The 15,611-nt window shown below is 52.5% G+C and carries 12 protein-coding genes and 2 tRNA genes; 3 read left to right on the plus strand and 11 right to left on the minus strand.

Going from position 1 to position 15,611, the window contains the following annotated elements; translation table 11 throughout:
- Nucleotides 1–62 precede the first annotated feature (62 nt).
- The 8 genes from pnp to OGY18_RS14470 all read right to left on the minus strand — a co-directional run bounded on the left by pnp (nt 63) and on the right by OGY18_RS14470 (nt 9,450).
- Nucleotides 63–2,195 carry a polyribonucleotide nucleotidyltransferase gene (pnp, locus tag OGY18_RS14435; protein ID WP_008785911.1) on the minus strand — a complete coding sequence of 711 codons (2,133 nt, stop codon included), beginning with the start codon at nt 2,193–2,195 and terminating at the stop codon, nt 63–65.
- Between the two features lie 246 nt (nt 2,196–2,441).
- A complete protein-coding gene (rpsO, locus tag OGY18_RS14440) occupies nt 2,442–2,711 on the minus strand; it encodes a 30S ribosomal protein S15 (RefSeq protein WP_000059465.1) in 270 nt (89 codons plus the stop codon).
- A 273-nt stretch (nt 2,712–2,984) separates the two neighbouring features.
- The gene (gene truB / locus OGY18_RS14445; protein ID WP_286553446.1) at nt 2,985–3,929 is read right to left on the minus strand and encodes a tRNA pseudouridine(55) synthase TruB; all 945 of its coding nucleotides are present in this window, start codon (nt 3,927–3,929) and stop codon (nt 2,985–2,987) included.
- The gene (gene rbfA, locus OGY18_RS14450) at nt 3,929–4,333 is read right to left on the minus strand and encodes a 30S ribosome-binding factor RbfA (protein ID WP_003024988.1); all 405 of its coding nucleotides are present in this window, start codon (nt 4,331–4,333) and stop codon (nt 3,929–3,931) included. The genes truB and rbfA overlap by 1 nt, the downstream gene beginning before the upstream one ends.
- Nucleotides 4,334–4,482: 149 nt before the next feature.
- Nucleotides 4,483–7,173: a translation initiation factor IF-2 gene (gene infB, locus OGY18_RS14455; protein ID WP_003828710.1), complete on the minus strand. Its 2,691-nt coding sequence runs from the start codon at nt 7,171–7,173 to the stop codon at nt 4,483–4,485.
- 24 nt (nt 7,174–7,197) lie between these two features.
- Nucleotides 7,198–8,685 carry a transcription termination factor NusA gene (gene nusA / locus OGY18_RS14460; protein ID WP_003024992.1) on the minus strand — a complete coding sequence of 496 codons (1,488 nt, stop codon included), beginning with the start codon at nt 8,683–8,685 and terminating at the stop codon, nt 7,198–7,200.
- Nucleotides 8,686–8,713: 28 nt separating this feature from the next.
- Nucleotides 8,714–9,166, minus strand: a complete 453-nt coding sequence (gene rimP / locus OGY18_RS14465; RefSeq protein WP_003024996.1) for a ribosome maturation factor RimP — start codon at nt 9,164–9,166, stop codon at nt 8,714–8,716.
- A 207-nt stretch (nt 9,167–9,373) separates the two neighbouring features.
- Nucleotides 9,374–9,450, minus strand: a tRNA-Met gene (locus OGY18_RS14470).
- Nucleotides 9,451–9,783: 333 nt separating this feature from the next.
- Here OGY18_RS14470 and argG point away from each other — a divergent pair.
- A complete protein-coding gene (gene argG / locus OGY18_RS14475; RefSeq protein WP_003828714.1) occupies nt 9,784–11,127 on the plus strand; it encodes an argininosuccinate synthase in 1,344 nt (447 codons plus the stop codon).
- A 196-nt stretch (nt 11,128–11,323) separates the two neighbouring features.
- On the opposite strand, the gene OGY18_RS14480 is transcribed toward argG, so the two are convergent.
- The 3 genes from OGY18_RS14480 to OGY18_RS14490 all read right to left on the minus strand — a co-directional run bounded on the left by OGY18_RS14480 (nt 11,324) and on the right by OGY18_RS14490 (nt 12,813).
- Nucleotides 11,324–11,410, minus strand: a tRNA-Leu gene (locus tag OGY18_RS14480).
- A 9-nt stretch (nt 11,411–11,419) separates the two neighbouring features.
- A complete protein-coding gene (gene secG / locus OGY18_RS14485; RefSeq protein ID WP_003025000.1) occupies nt 11,420–11,752 on the minus strand; it encodes a preprotein translocase subunit SecG in 333 nt (110 codons plus the stop codon).
- A 167-nt stretch (nt 11,753–11,919) separates the two neighbouring features.
- Entirely contained in the window at nt 11,920–12,813 is an 894-nt protein-coding gene (locus OGY18_RS14490) for a LysR family transcriptional regulator (protein WP_003828716.1), read from the minus strand.
- A gap of 148 nt (nt 12,814–12,961) precedes the next feature.
- Here OGY18_RS14490 and iadA point away from each other — a divergent pair, with 148 nt between their 5' ends.
- Together iadA and dcuC are read left to right on the plus strand one after the other, a co-directional pair.
- The gene (gene iadA, locus OGY18_RS14495; protein WP_003828718.1) at nt 12,962–14,095 is read left to right on the plus strand and encodes a beta-aspartyl-peptidase; all 1,134 of its coding nucleotides are present in this window, start codon (nt 12,962–12,964) and stop codon (nt 14,093–14,095) included.
- 10 nt (nt 14,096–14,105) lie between these two features.
- Nucleotides 14,106–15,572 (plus strand): C4-dicarboxylate transporter DcuC, encoded by a 1,467-nt coding sequence (gene dcuC / locus OGY18_RS14500; protein ID WP_003828720.1) that lies wholly within the window; start codon nt 14,106–14,108, stop codon nt 15,570–15,572.
- Nucleotides 15,573–15,611: the final 39 nt, after the last annotated feature.

Consider the following 15,611-nt stretch of genomic DNA (forward strand, 5'->3'; position numbering starts at 1 on the left):
TTGCTAACAAGGCATCCTGCCGGGTTAAAGGCCCTCCGCTTTCACGGAGGGCAATGGCAACCTTACTCGCCCTGGCTTGCCGGAGCTTCCGGTTCGCCTGCAGGCTGAGACTGCTCAGTTGCTTCTTTAATGCTCAGACGTACACGGCCCTGGCGATCAACTTCCAGAACTTTGACCGGTACTTCCTGGCCCATCTGCAGGTAGTCGGTCACTTTCTCTACGCGCTTGTCAGCGATCTGAGAGATGTGTACCAGACCTTCTTTACCGCCACCGATGGCAACGAACGCGCCAAAGTCAACGATACGGGTCACTTTACCATTGTAGATACGGCCAACTTCGATCTCTGCGGTGATCTCTTCGATACGACGGATAGCATATTTCGCTTTCTCACCGTCGGTCGCAGCAATCTTCACGGTACCATCATCTTCGATTTCAATGGTGGTGCCGGTTTCTTCGGTCAGAGCACGGATAACAGAACCGCCTTTACCGATAACATCTTTGATCTTGTCCGGGCTGATCTTGATGGTGTGGATACGCGGAGCGAACTGAGAAATGTCGCCGCGCGGAGCGTTGATCGCTTGTTCCATCACACCCAGGATGTGCAGACGCGCACCTTTAGCCTGGTTCAGAGCAACCTGCATGATTTCTTTGGTGATACCTTCAATTTTGATATCCATCTGCAGTGCAGAGATACCGTCGCGGGAACCCGCCACTTTGAAGTCCATATCGCCCAGGTGGTCTTCGTCGCCCAGGATGTCAGACAGAACAACAAAGTTGTCGCCTTCTTTCACCAGACCCATCGCGATACCCGCAACGGCGGCTTTGATCGGCACACCTGCGTCCATCAGCGCCAGGGAAGCACCACATACGGAAGCCATGGAAGAAGAACCGTTAGATTCGGTGATTTCAGAAACCACACGCACGGTGTACGGGAATTTATCCAGTTCCGGCATTACTGCCAGTACGCCACGCTTCGCCAGACGGCCGTGACCAATCTCACGACGCTTCGGAGAACCGACCATACCGGTTTCACCTACGCAGTACGGAGGGAAGTTGTAGTGGAACAGGAAGTTGTCAGTACGCTCGCCCATCAGTTCGTCGAGGTTCTGCGCATCACGCGTGGTGCCCAGGGTCGCAGTAACCAGCGCCTGAGTTTCGCCACGGGTGAACAGTGCGGAACCGTGGGTACGCGGCAGAACGCCAGTACGCACGTCCAGGCCACGGATCATGTCTTTTTCACGGCCATCGATGCGCGGCTCGCCTGCCAGTACGCGGCTACGAACAACGTTTTTCTCGATAGCGTGCAGGATTTCACCCAGTTCGTTAGCGTCCAGGGTTTCGTCTTCAGCCACCAGAGTCGCGATGGTTTCAGACTTGATCACGTCAACTTGAGCATAACGCTCTTGTTTGTCAGTGATACGGTAAGCATCGCTCAGACGAGCTTCTGCCAGTGCGGCAACGCGCGCGTTCAGCGCTTCGTTGACGGCTTCTGGCTGCCAGTCCCAACGCGGTTTGCCAGCTTCTTTCGCCAGCTCGTTGATCGCCTGAATCACAACCTGCTGCTGTTCGTGACCGAACACAACAGCGCCCAGCATCTGATCTTCGCTCAGCAGTTCAGCTTCGGATTCAACCATCAGTACGGCTGCTTCAGTACCTGCAACAACCAGGTCCAGCTTGCTTTCTTTCAGTTCGTCCTGAGTCGGGTTCAGTACGTACTGGTCATTGATGTAACCAACACGTGCAGCACCGATCGGGCCGTTGAATGGGATACCAGACAGAGTCAGCGCAGCAGATGCACCAATCATTGCCACGATGTCCGGGTTAACCTGCGGGTTAACGGAAACAACGGTCGCGATAACCTGAACTTCGTTAACGAAGCCTTCCGGGAACAGCGGGCGAACCGGGCGGTCAATCAGACGCGCGATCAGGGTTTCGCCTTCGCTCGGACGGCCTTCACGACGGAAGAAGCTACCCGGGATACGGCCAGCAGCGTAGGTACGCTCCTGATAGTTAACGGTCAGCGGGAAAAAGTCCTGGCCTGGTTTCGCTTTTTTCTGGCCAACAACGGTAACGAATACCGCGGTGTCATCCATGCTAACCATAACAGCGGCAGTCGCCTGACGCGCCATCATGCCGGTTTCCAGCGTAACGGTATGCTGACCGTACTGGAATTTACGAACGATCGGATTAAGCAAAATAATATCCTTTCTCTATTTTTTGACGGCACATTTTTGCGCCATCGTTAATACCCGATCTTCTGCGCATCCTCGCGACTAATGACAACCCTAACCCATAAGCATGAGTAAAGCCTCTCATTAGCCGCGCGAACCTCTGCAACGGAAGATCATTCATAGCAACAATACATTAGTTTCCAGCGAATTGCTGCCATCTGCTGGAAAAAAGGGGCCATGAAGGCCCCCTCTTTCTGAAACTCGAAAGAATTAGCGACGCAGGCCCAGACGCTCGATCAGCGCGGTGTAACGTGCAACATCTTTACGTTTCAGGTAGTCGAGCAGTTTACGACGCTGAGAAACCATGCGCAGCAGACCACGACGGCTGTGGTGATCTTTTTTGTGCTCTGCAAAGTGGCCCTGCAGGTGGTTAATCTGTGCAGTCAACAGAGCAACCTGAACATCGGTAGAACCGGTGTCGTTTGCATCACGACCAAACTCAGAAACGATTTTAGCGGTAGCTTCAGTACTTAGAGACATTTTAAAACTCCAAAGTGATAAGAATGAAAGGATGCCGATCTCTAATTCAGCTATCCCAGTGTATACACTTTATCCTTCAAACTTACTCTGCGTTGGCTGCGTCCGCTCACCTCAGTCACTTACCTAAGTAAGCTCCTGAGGATTCTCAGACTTGCCGCCTTGATGCAGCTCGAATGGTTTTGTGTATACGCCACGCAGATTGTTAAACAATTTACGCGACGTTAAGCGGCAGTATTCTACTCGCAGCGCCCTTTTATCGCAAGACAGAGAGCGCTATGCAGGATACTCAACCACCAGGCGGCGGGGGGCGACACGACCTTCATCGTCCATCTCCCCCATGCCAATAAACTTGCCGTCATCGCCTTCCGTCACGCGTACCAGCCCTTCCTGCGGGGCGCCTGTCGTCCGTACCGGATTACCATTTTTAAAGTAAACCGACGATGTTAAAGGCAAATTAACAACAGGATAGTCCGATGCCGGACTGTCCATTGGCATCAGCAAAGGATCAAGCAGCTGAGCCGCCGGAATGTTCTGCTGTTCTGCCTGTTCGACCAGCTCACGCAGGTGTTCCAGCGTGACCATACGATCCACCGGATACTTGCTGACCGTCAGACGACGCAGATACGTTACGTGCGCGCCGCAGCCCAGCTTCTCACCGAGATCGTCAACGATGGTACGAATATAGGTGCCTTTGGAGCAGTGAACTTCCAGCTCCAGTTCGTTACCTTCGTGACGGATAAACAGCAGCTCATAGACGGTAATCGGGCGCGCTTCACGCGGCACTTCAATGCCCTGACGCGCATATTCGTACAGCTTCTTACCCTGATACTTCAGCGCCGAATACATCGACGGAATCTGCTCGATATCGCCGCGGAAAGTCTCCAGCGCGCTCGCCAGTTGTTCTGCGGTGAAGGTTACCGGACGCTCCTGCACGATCTGTCCATCGGCATCGGAAGTGTCAGTACGCTGGCCCAGACGGGCAACCACGCGATAGCGTTTGTCAGAATCCAGCAAATACTGTGAAAACTTTGTCGCTTCACCGAGGCAGATAGGCAGCATACCTGTCGCCAGCGGATCCAACGCGCCGGTATGTCCCGCGCGGTTGGCATTGTAGATGCGCTTTACTTTTTGCAGCACGTCATTGCTGGACATGCCCTGCGGCTTATCCAGCAGCAGGACACCGTGAATATCGCGACCACGACGACGAGGACGACTCATCAGTCCTCCTTGCTGTCGTCCGCTGGGTTCACACGACGCTCATCGTCATGTTTCACCACGCTGGTCACCAGGTTGGACATGCGCATCCCTTCAACCAACGAGTTGTCGTAGAAGAAGGTCAGCTCAGGCACGATACGCAGACGCATTGCTTTACCCAGCAGAGAACGGATAAAACCAGAGGCTTCCTGCAGTGCCTTAATGCCGTTTTTCACAGCAGCTTCGTCCTGATCGTTGAGGAAAGTCACGAATACTTTGGCATATGCCAGATCACGGGACATCTCAACACCCGATACGGTGGTCATCATGCCAACACGCGGGTCTTTGATTTCGCGTTGCAGGATGAGTGCGATTTCTTTCTGCATCTCCTGCGCGACACGCTGCGGGCGACCAAATTCTTTCGCCATAATAAATTCTCCAGACAAAAAAGGGGCATTCAGCCCCTTTTGAAAATAATTCGGTGATTAGGCTGTAGGCCTGATAAGCGTAGAGCCATCAGGCATTACATTGCCGGATGTCGGCGTAAACGCCTTATCCGGCCTACACCCGAACAACCTTAAGCAATTGTACGTTTGATCTCGATGATCTCGAACACTTCGATCATATCGCCAACGCGAACGTCGTTGTAGTTCTTAACGCCGATACCACATTCCATACCGTTACGGACTTCGTTAACGTCATCTTTGAAGCGGCGCAGGGATTCCAGCTCGCCTTCATAGATAACCACGTTGTCACGCAGTACGCGGATTGGGTTGTGACGTTTAATCGTGCCTTCGGTAACCATACAGCCTGCGATAGCGCCGAATTTCGGTGATTTGAACACATCACGAACTTCAGCCAGACCAATGATCTGCTGTTTCAGCTCCGGAGACAGCATGCCGCTCATCGCAGCTTTCACTTCGTCGATCAGATGATAGATGACGGAGTAGTAACGCAGATCCAGGCTTTCTGATTCGATAACTTTACGTGCAGAGGCATCAGCACGTACGTTGAAGCCAACCAGAATCGCGTTGGATGCCGCAGCCAGGGTCGCGTCGGTTTCGGTGATACCACCTACGCCAGAACCGATGATCTTCACTTTTACTTCGTCGGTAGACAGTTTCAGTAAAGAGTCGGAAATCGCTTCTACAGAACCCTGTACGTCAGCCTTCAGCACGATGTTCACTTCGTGAACTTCGCCTTCGGTCATGTTGGCGAACATGTTCTCAAGTTTAGATTTCTGCTGACGAGCCAGTTTAACTTCACGGAATTTGCCCTGACGGTACAGTGCAACTTCACGCGCTTTCTTCTCGTCACGAACAACAGTAACTTCGTCACCCGCAGCCGGAACACCGGACAGACCGAGGATTTCCACCGGAATGGACGGACCTGCTTCCAGTACTTCCTGACCCAGTTCGTTACGCATCGCACGAACGCGGCCGTATTCGAAACCACACAGAACGATATCGCCCTTGTTCAGGGTACCTTCGCGAACCAGGACGGTAGCAACCGGGCCACGACCTTTATCCAGGAAGGATTCGATAACCGCACCGCTCGCCATACCTTTACGCACAGCTTTCAGTTCCAGTACTTCGGCCTGCAGCAGGATAGCATCCAGCAGTTCGTCGATACCGGTACCCGCTTTCGCAGAAACGTGAACGAACTGGCTCTCGCCGCCCCACTCTTCCGGCATGATGCCGTACTGGGACAGTTCGTTTTTAACGCGATCTGGATCCGCTTCCGGTTTATCGATTTTGTTGACTGCAACAACTACCGGCACACCTGCCGCTTTCGCGTGCTGGATAGCTTCGATAGTCTGCGGCATCACGCCGTCGTCTGCTGCAACAACCAGAACAACGATATCCGTTGCCTGAGCACCACGAGCACGCATGGAGGTAAACGCGGCGTGACCCGGGGTGTCCAGGAAGGTGATCATACCGTTGTCAGTTTCAACGTGGTACGCACCGATGTGCTGAGTAATGCCGCCCGCTTCGCCAGAGGCCACTTTCGTTGAACGAATGTAGTCCAGCAGAGACGTTTTACCGTGGTCAACGTGACCCATGATGGTCACTACCGGTGCGCGCGGTTCAGCCGCAGCGCCGGTGTCACGGTCGCTCATTACTGCTTCTTCCAGCTCGTTTTCACGACGCAGGATAACTTTGTGGCCCATCTCTTCGGCAACCAGCTGTGCGGTTTCCTGGTCGATGACCTGGTTGATGGTCGCCATTGCGCCCAGTTTCATCATCGCTTTGATGACCTGAGAGCCTTTGACCGCCATCTTGTTCGCCAGATCGCCAACGGTGATGGTTTCGCCGATCACAACGTCACGGTTAACGGCCTGAGCTGGCTTCTGGAAGCCCTGCTGCAGAGCGGAACCTTTACGCTGCTTACCGCCTTTACCGCCGCGAACCGCTGCACGTGCTTCTTCACGGTCAGCTTTAGATTCAGCGTGTTTGTTACCTTTTTTCGCCGGACGCGCTGCTTTAGTGCTGCGAGTACGACCACGACCGCCTTCAACTTCACGATCGTTCTCGTCTTCAGCCTGGCGAGCATGCTGAGAGGTGGTGACGTGATAATCACTGGTGTCTTCGACAGGTTCAGCGTTATTCACACCATTTTTCTCGTTTTCTTCCGCCATACGGCGAGCTTCTTCCGCTACGCGGCGCGCTTCTTCTTCAAGCTTGCGACGTGCTTCTTCTTCCGCTTTACGCTTCAGTTCTGCGGCTTCATTTTCACGGCGGGCTTTTTCGGCCTGGGCGGTTTTAGTCATATCGTCGGTCTGTTGATTGCTCACTTTGTCTTTTTCCGCAGCTTCACGTTTCGCTTTATCAGCGGCTTCACGCTTAGCTTGTTCTGCGGCCTCACGTTCGGCTTTTTGTTGCGCCTCGCGTTTGGCAGCTTCTTCTGCCTCACGACGGGCTTGCTCTTCCGCTTCACGCTGCGCCTGCTCTTCCGCGGCAAGGCGTTCAGCCTCTTGCGGATCGCGTTTCACAAAGGTGCGTGTCTTGCGGACTTCGATTTGTACCGATTTGCTTTTTCCACCGGTACCTGGAATATTGAGAGTACTGCGCGTTTTACGCTGCAATGTCAACTTATCCGGCGCTGAGCCGTTTTCACGGTTCAAATGCGCCAGTAAGGTTTGTTTCTCTTGTGCGGACACAGAGTCGTCAGCAGACTTCGGAATACCGGCATCAGCAAATTGCTGTACCAGGCGATCTACGGAAGTCTGTATCTCTGCAGCCAGCGTTTTTACGGTTACATCTGTCATACTGTTCCTTCCTGCTACAGTTTATTACGCTTCGTCGCCGAACCAGCAAATATTACGGGCAGCCATAATCAGCTCACCGGCTTTTTCGTCGGTCAACCCTTCGATATCAGCCAGATCATCAATGCCCTGTTCAGCGAGATCTTCCAGCGTACAAACACCACGGGCCGCCAGTTTGAAGGCCATCTCACGATCCAATCCTTCCAGATTCAGCAGATCGTCAGCCGGTTTGTTATCACCGAGGCTTTCTTCCTGGGCCAGTGCCAGAGTGGTCAGTGCGTTTTTAGCACGCTCGCGCAGCGCTTCAACGGTCTGTTCATCCAGGCCGTCAATTTCCAGCAGTTCTTTCATTGGCACGTAGGCCAGTTCTTCCAGCGTCGCAAAACCTTCTTCCACCAGAACGGTCGCGAAATCTTCATCGATATCGAGATATTTGGTGAAGGTATCGATGGCTGCATGTGCTTCAGCCTGATGCTTCGCTTGCAGGTCATCAACGGTCATCACGTTGAGTTCCCAACCGCTCAGTTGTGAAGCCAGGCGGACGTTCTGACCATTACGTCCAATCGCCTGAGCCAGGTTACCGGCTTCAACCGCGATATCCATGGTGTGTTTGTCTTCATCCACCACGATAGAAGCGACGTCTGCTGGCGCCATTGCGTTAATCACGAACTGCGCCGGGTTATCATCCCACAGGACGATATCGATACGCTCGCCGCCCAGTTCGGTAGAAACCGCCTGAACGCGCGCACCGCGCATACCAACACAGGCGCCGACCGGATCAATACGCTTGTCGTTGGTCTTAACGGCGATTTTCGCACGCGATCCCGGATCGCGAGCAGCCGCTTTAATTTCGATAACTTCTTCGCCGATTTCCGGCACTTCAATGCGGAACAGCTCAATCAGCATTTCCGGCTTGGAACGGGTTACGAACAGCTGTGCACCGCGCGCTTCCGGGCGAACTGAGTACAGAACGCCACGAATACGGTCACCAGGGCGGAAGTTTTCACGCGGCAGCATGTCTTCACGCAGGATCACAGCTTCAGCATTACTGCCCAGATCCAGAGAAATGTTGTCGCGGTTTACTTTCTTCACCACACCGGTGACGATTTCGCCTTCGTGTTCGCGGAACTGATCAACAACCATTGCGCGTTCAGCTTCACGTACTTTCTGTACGATAACCTGCTTCGCGGTCTGGGTGGTGATACGGTCAAAGGTGACAGATTCAATCTGATCTTCAACATATTCGCCCACGTTCAGACTTTCGTCTTCGAAGCGTGCCGCTTCCAGCGTAATTTCTTTGGTCGGCTGAGTAACTTCTTCTACGATTACCCAACGACGGAAGGTATCGAAATCACCGCTTTTACGATCGATTTCTACGCGAACGTCGATCTCTTGCTCATATTTTTTCTTTGTTGCTGTAGCCAGCGCACTTTCCAGCGCTTCAAAAATTTTCTCGCGTGGCAGCGCTTTTTCGTTGGATACGGCTTCAACAACAGCCAAAATTTCTTTGTTCATCGCGGGCTTTTCACCTCAATCCAGACTGTTAAAAGTGGGGAACCAGGTTCGCCTTCTGGATATTACTCAGCGCGAACACTTCATCTTTGCCTTCGACTGTGACCGTGATCATCTCACCGTCCACCGCTTTGATAACGCCCTGCCATTTACGACGGTTTTGTACCGCCATACGAAGAACCAGCGTGACTTCTTCACCCAGGAAACGCACGTAGTGTTCAGCTGTGAACAGAGGACGGTCGAGACCCGGAGAGGAGACTTCAAGGTTATAGGCAACGGTGATTGGGTCTTCGACATCCATCACGGCGCTTACCTGATGGCTCACATCAGCACAATCATCAACATTGATGCCATCTTCACTATCAATATAGATGCGCAGTGTGGATGTGCGACCACGAATAAATTCGATGCCGACCAGTTCGTAGCCCAGGGCTTCAACTGGCGCTGTAATCATCTCTGTTAATTTTTGCTCTAATGTGGACAAGCCCACCCCCAAGACATAAAAAAAGGGCCTAAAGCCCAGTTATTCTGTAGTCAGATAACAAAAAACCCCGATAAATCGGGGCTTTAGATAACTGAACCCTATAACCGCACCTGCGGTTCGGAGAACCTTCCGAAAGAATTTTTTTCAAATCCAGCTACGAAGGCCTAAGTCTTCACAGTATATTTGAAAAAGAACTCTAAGGGAAAGTGGTTGCGGGGGCCGGATTTGAACCGACGACCTTCGGGTTATGAGCCCGACGAGCTACCAGGCTGCTCCACCCCGCGCCTGAAACGTGGCAAATTTTACTCGTTTTGGGTAAAAAATGCAAATACTGCTGGGATTTGGTACCGAGACGGGACGTAAAATCTGCGCACAGTATATTGATTTACTATGCGTTATGTCAACCTTGTTACGACTATGCAAATCAATGAATGCTGCCCAGCACTAGCCCAGCAAGATAAATATGCCGCCCACGCCGTTATTTAACGAAATTCTCACTAAACTCTTCCTGTCATCCAGAAAAGATGATTAAATGAAAACTCATTTATTTTGCATAAAAATGCAATTAATATAATAAGCCGACCTCTTCACCAGTCTATCAAGCAGGGTTTTATTTTATGACGACGATTCTCAAGCATCTCCCGGTAGGTCAACGTATTGGTATCGCTTTTTCCGGCGGCCTGGACACCAGCGCAGCACTGCTGTGGATGCGACAAAAAGGGGCTGTCCCATATGCATATACTGCGAATTTGGGCCAGCCGGATGAGGATGACTATGACGCCATTCCTCGCCGTGCAATGGAATATGGTGCTGAGAATGCTCGCCTGGTAGATTGCCGTAAGCAGCTGGTTGCCGAAGGGATCGCTGCCATTCAGTGCGGTGCATTCCACAACACCACCGGCGGACTGACCTACTTCAATACCACCCCGCTGGGCCGTGCCGTGACCGGCACCATGCTGGTTGCCGCAATGAAAGAAGATGGTGTAAACATCTGGGGCGACGGTAGCACCTATAAAGGTAACGATATTGAACGTTTCTATCGTTACGGTCTGCTGACCAACGCCGAACTGCAGATTTACAAACCATGGCTGGATACCGATTTTATCGATGAACTCGGCGGTCGCCATGAGATGTCCGAATTTATGATTGCCTGTGGTTTCGACTACAAAATGTCCGTTGAGAAAGCCTACTCCACTGACTCCAATATGTTGGGTGCAACGCACGAAGCTAAAGATCTGGAATTTCTGAACTCCAGCGTCAAGATTGTTAACCCGATCATGGGCGTCAAATTCTGGGACGAAAACGTCAAAATTCCTGCGGAAGAAGTTACCGTTCGTTTTGAACAGGGTCATCCGGTTGCTCTGAACGGTAAAACCTTCAGCGACGACGTTGAGATGATGCTGGAAGCCAACCGTATCGGCGGCCGTCACGGTCTGGGTATGAGCGATCAGATTGAAAACCGCATCATTGAAGCGAAGAGCCGTGGCATCTACGAAGCCCCGGGGATGGCATTGCTGCATATCGCCTACGAGCGTCTGCTGACCGGTATTCACAACGAAGATACCATCGAGCAGTATCACGCACATGGTCGCCAGCTTGGTCGTCTGCTGTATCAGGGACGCTGGTTCGACTCTCAGGCGCTGATGCTGCGTGACGGTCTGCAGCGTTGGGTTGCCAGCCAGATTACCGGTGAAGTCACGCTGGAACTGCGTCGTGGTAATGACTACTCAATCCTCAACACCGTGTCTGACAATCTGACGTACAAACCAGAACGTCTGACGATGGAAAAAGGCGACTCCGTATTCTCTCCGGACGATCGTATCGGTCAGTTGACCATGCGTAACCTGGATATCACCGATACCCGCGAGAAGCTGTTCGGCTATGCGCAGTCTGGCCTGCTGACCGCCTCTTCCGCAACCGGCCTGCCGCAGGTTGAGAATCTGGAAAATAAGGCGAAGTAAAGATTCACTATCTTAAGGCCGCGCAAGCGGCCTTTTTTATGCGCGGAATATAGGATGTCTGTAGGTCGGATAAGGCGTTTACGCCGCCATCCGACATTATTACAACGCCTGATGATGCTACGCTTATCCGACCTACAGACAGCCATAAATAACAGACGAAAAAAAAGACGCTTTGCAGCGTCTTTTTTTTGGAATTTGGTACCGAGGATGGGACTCGAACCCACAAGCCCGTTAGGGCACTACCACCTCAAGGTAGCGTGTCTACCAATTCCACCACCTCGGTACAGAATACTTAGCGTGGGATATCGCTGGTCGGCTGAGCCGGAGCAGCTGGCTGAGTTTGCTCGGTTTTCGCCGGTGCGCTCAGATTTTCCCACTCACTTCCTTTATTGGTCTTATTGCTGTTCATGTTACCCAGCACCAGACTGATGATGAAGAACAAGGTTCCCAATACAGCTGTCATACGGGTCATGAAGTTACCAGAACCACTTGAACCAAACAGAGTACCAGAAGCGCCTGCGCCAAAAGAGGCTCCCATATCAGCGCCTTTGCCTTGCTGCAGCATGATCAAGCCTACCAGGCCAATTGCCACAATAAGGAAAACTACTAAAAGAGCTTCGTGCATAATCAACCTGTTCCTTGCGGAGTTGCCGCGTACAATGCTTCGACCATTAAAGCGGGAATATTTACTGTTTCCCACTGAAGCGGGTGTGAATACTAACCAAAGCGAATAACCTTCGCAAGGGCAATTTGTTAGCATTGTATCAACTGCGGAAAAAATCGCCATATCAATCAAAAACGCAGCAACTTCTCCCAGCATCTCTGCATAACGGCACGTTGATCTTCAAGATTCGCCCATACCACAACGGGGATTTCACAAATCAGGTCTGTATTTTCTGGCCAGCAGTGAATAATTTGCTGATTCACCAACTCTTCCGCCACCATCGATTCAGGTAACCAGGCCACTCCCATATGGCGCAGTACCATTTCTCGTATCGTTTCGCTTAAACCACTCTCAAATACTTTTTTTAGCCGTGGGCGGACGCGTTGTTCTGCCGACTCAATAATACGTCTGACAAAGGTGTAGTCGCTGTAGCATAGCCACGGAATCGGAGCATGCGGATCATTAAGCGCATCAGCCAACTGGGCTGAAATAACCGGTATAAATCGCTCATACCGCCATAGGGAACGTTTTAACCCTCCAGCGATCTCCAGCCCAGGCTGCGCGGACGGTAAATCGTAGGTCACCAGCAAATCAATTTGCCGGTTCATCAGGGCATTGAAGTGGTTGTCTATCCCCTGGATACTGGCGTTTACCGTAAAGTTTAACTGCGGCTCACTCTGTCGCAGGTAGTTGATCATATCCGGCAGGATATTCACCGACAGCGTATGCAGGCTGACCATCACCAGCGTGTTATCCGTTGCTGGCGTCATCGCCGACAGCTCATGACGTGCCTCTGTTAACGTGCTGAGGACATGCCGGGCATAAGGCTCAAAGCGTTCACCATAGCGCGTCAGCGTGACGGGGGTCGTTGTCCGGTCAAACAAAGGTACGCCCAGCACCTCTTCCAGCGCCTTTATACGCCGACTCAACGCAGGTTGAGTAATATGCCGCTGCGCCGCGGCCTGAGAGTAGTTTCCATGCTGGCTCAAGGCCAGAAAATCTTCCAGCCACTTACAATCCACTTTGTGCTCTCCGCCATGCCATAACCGCATCCTCCAATAACAAATCGGTAATAGTCATAGTTATAGTAATGGCTTTATGGTGGGCATCATAACAACAATATTTCGTTTCACCTGCCGACTCTCACCCTCGACGTTTGACAGGACCGCTATGTTTACTTTATTGACCAATGCCCGTGTTTTTTCTCCTGAGGATTTAGGCCTCTGCTCCCTACTCATTCATGCCGACCGAATTGTGGCGGTAGAAAAAGATATTTCATTGTTTGATGGCATCAACGAGGTCATCGATTGTCGGGGTAAATGGGTTATCCCTGGTATCATCGATCAGCATGTTCATCTTACCGGTGGCGGTGGTGAAGCCGGATTTGCCAGTCGGACGCCCGCCGTCAAGCTGCGCGATCTGATTCAGGCAGGTATTACCACGGTGGTTGGCGTGTTAGGCACCGATGCCATTTCTCGTTCACCCAAAGACCTCTACGCTAAAATGCAGTCTCTCAACCTTGAGGGATTACGCGCGTTTATGCACACGGGAGCCTACGCCGTTCCCAGCCCAACTATTACGCGATCCATCCGCGATGATATGGCCTTCATTCCGGCAATTCTTGGTGTAAAAATCGCCCTCGCCGATCACCGTGGCTCTTACCCCTCTTTCCAGGAGTTGCTGAGGATAGTGAGCGATATTCGCGTCGCTTCCCTGCTGGCAGGGAAAAAAGGCTTGCTGCATGTGCACCTGGGGAATCTGCCGGAAGGGATGTCGCAACTTATTGAGCTGTGTGATGCGGGTATTCCGATTCACCATATTTCACCGACGCATGTTGCGAGAACTGAGCCCTTGTTCGAACAGGCAATTGCTTTTGCCCATCGCGGCGGCCATATCGATGTTACGTCAGGTGGCAGTCGTTTTATGCCTCAGGAACAAGCGATTCTCCACGCACTCGAAGCACAGGTTCCGGCGGAGCGCATCACGATCAGTTCTGACGGCAACGGCAGCGTTCCACGCTTTAACGCTCAGGGTATCGTTGAAGGTTTAAGCGCAGCACCGGTCGCAGGCAATCTTAACCTGCTTCCTCGCCTGATTGATGTCGGGATTCCGGTGCAACAGGCCATCGCGATGCTGACGGCAAACGTTGCGCGCTCGCTGGGTATTTCCGGGGGCGTGCTCTGCGCCGGAGAACGTGCTGATATCTGTGTACTAAATGATGACCTCTCGCTGGCCCATCTGTTTGCCGCGGGTAAACCGTTGCTGCGGGATGGCGAGTGCCTGGTTACCGGCAACTTCGAGTAAGGGGGCAAGAATGTCGTTACTACTGGCGCTAATCGCCATCATTTTTGCCGGACGTCTAATCCTCAAAAAATATCACCCCCAGTCGGTACTGTTATTGACCGGGATTGTGCTGTTGCTTATCGCGCATTTTAGCGGAATGACCTCACTCAGTGGCCTGGTGAAAAAGAGCACTGGATTTGGCCCCTTTGACGCCTTTGAGTTTATTCGCGATACCCTGAGCGTGCGTCTCGGCGGCCTCGGTCTGCAAATTATGCTGATTGGTGGTTTTGCCACCTATATGTCGGCCATTGGCGCAAGCCAGGTACTGGTTCGGGTGACATCTCGTCCTTTGCAACGCCTGAACTCGCCTTATCTGCTGCTGGGGCTGGCACTGCTACTGGGTCAATTCCTGTCGCTGTTTATCAGCAGCGCCACCGGATTGGGTCTGCTGTTGATGGCGACGCTTTACCCATTGCTTACCCGTCTTGGCTGTAGCCGCGCCGCGGTTGCCGCCGTTATCGCCAGTACCTGTGCGGTTGAGTTTGGCCCCGGTTCCGGCAACTCTGTTCTCGCCGCCAAAACTGCAGGCATCGAGGTCGTGAACTATTTCGTGCAGGATCAGTTGCCGATCGTTGTACCCGTCATTCTTTTCATCGCCCTACTGCATATTGTTGTGCAACGCTTTTTTGACCGTCGGGAAAGTGGCGACAATACAGCTCAGCAAATGCAGACATTAACGGCGACTGATGAAGCCGACGCACCTATCGCCTGGCTGTTTCTGCCCATGCTGCCGCTGGTATTGATGCTGGTGTGCAGCGATTTAGTATTCAGCTCACTCAAGATCACGCTGGATACCGCCGTACTGATAAGCCTCGCTATTACGCTGGTTTGTGAGTACTGCCGTCATCGCAAGGCGCGCGAGGTGATGGCTGGCGTACAAAAGGTTTTCGACAGCATGGGCAGCGTTTTTGCCACCGTCGTGACACTGATTATCGCCGGTGAAGTCTTTTCCGCCGGACTGAAAGCCATTGGTGCCGTTGACGCACTGTTGTCACTTTCCGGTGAATTTGGCTTAAGCGCCGCCTCTATTATCCTGCTGATGACCCTGATCACCTTCGCAATTTCAGCGCTGATGGGCTCCGGGAATGCGGCATTTTTCTCCTTCGCACCCATGGTGCCGGACATCAGCCGTCATATCGGCAGCGATATCGCTGTCATGATGTTGCCTATCCAGATCTCTGCGGGTATTGGTCGTACGTTATCGCCCATCGCCGGCGTAATCATTGCTATCGCAGGGATTGCAGGTGTCTCGCCTGTGGATATTGTTAAGCGTACCGCGATTCCGATGCTGGGCGGTTGGCTACTGATGATTGCGTTAACCTTTGCCCGGTCTGGGCATCTGCTGGCGGTTCTGCCGTGGCTGGCAGCCCTTGTGCTACTGATGGTCGGTGGTTACTTCTGGCAGCGCCGACGTAAACAGCCGCTTGCCGTACAGTAAAAAAAAGCCGGAGTCTCAGACTCCGGCTTTCACTTTCTT

The organism is Citrobacter sp. Cpo142 (assembly GCF_030332425.1).
GTDB lineage: Bacteria > Pseudomonadota > Gammaproteobacteria > Enterobacterales > Enterobacteriaceae > Citrobacter > Citrobacter portucalensis.

Excerpts from the sequence above, each read along its gene's own strand:
- rpsO (WP_000059465.1), bottom strand. The coding sequence starts at position 2,711 with ATGTCTCTAAGTACTGAAGCTACCGCTAAAATCGTTTCTGAGTTTGGT.
- truB (WP_286553446.1), bottom strand. The coding sequence starts at position 3,929 with ATGAGTCGTCCTCGTCGTCGTGGTCGCGATATTCACGGTGTCCTGCTG.
- rbfA (WP_003024988.1), bottom strand. The coding sequence starts at position 4,333 with ATGGCGAAAGAATTTGGTCGCCCGCAGCGTGTCGCGCAGGAGATGCAG.
- infB (WP_003828710.1), bottom strand. The coding sequence starts at position 7,173 with ATGACAGATGTAACCGTAAAAACGCTGGCTGCAGAGATACAGACTTCC.
- nusA (WP_003024992.1), bottom strand. The coding sequence starts at position 8,685 with ATGAACAAAGAAATTTTGGCTGTTGTTGAAGCCGTATCCAACGAAAAA.
- argG (WP_003828714.1), top strand. The coding sequence starts at position 9,784 with ATGACGACGATTCTCAAGCATCTCCCGGTAGGTCAACGTATTGGTATC.
- secG (WP_003025000.1), bottom strand. The coding sequence starts at position 11,752 with ATGCACGAAGCTCTTTTAGTAGTTTTCCTTATTGTGGCAATTGGCCTG.
- iadA (WP_003828718.1), top strand. The coding sequence starts at position 12,962 with ATGTTTACTTTATTGACCAATGCCCGTGTTTTTTCTCCTGAGGATTTA.
- dcuC (WP_003828720.1), top strand. The coding sequence starts at position 14,106 with ATGTCGTTACTACTGGCGCTAATCGCCATCATTTTTGCCGGACGTCTA.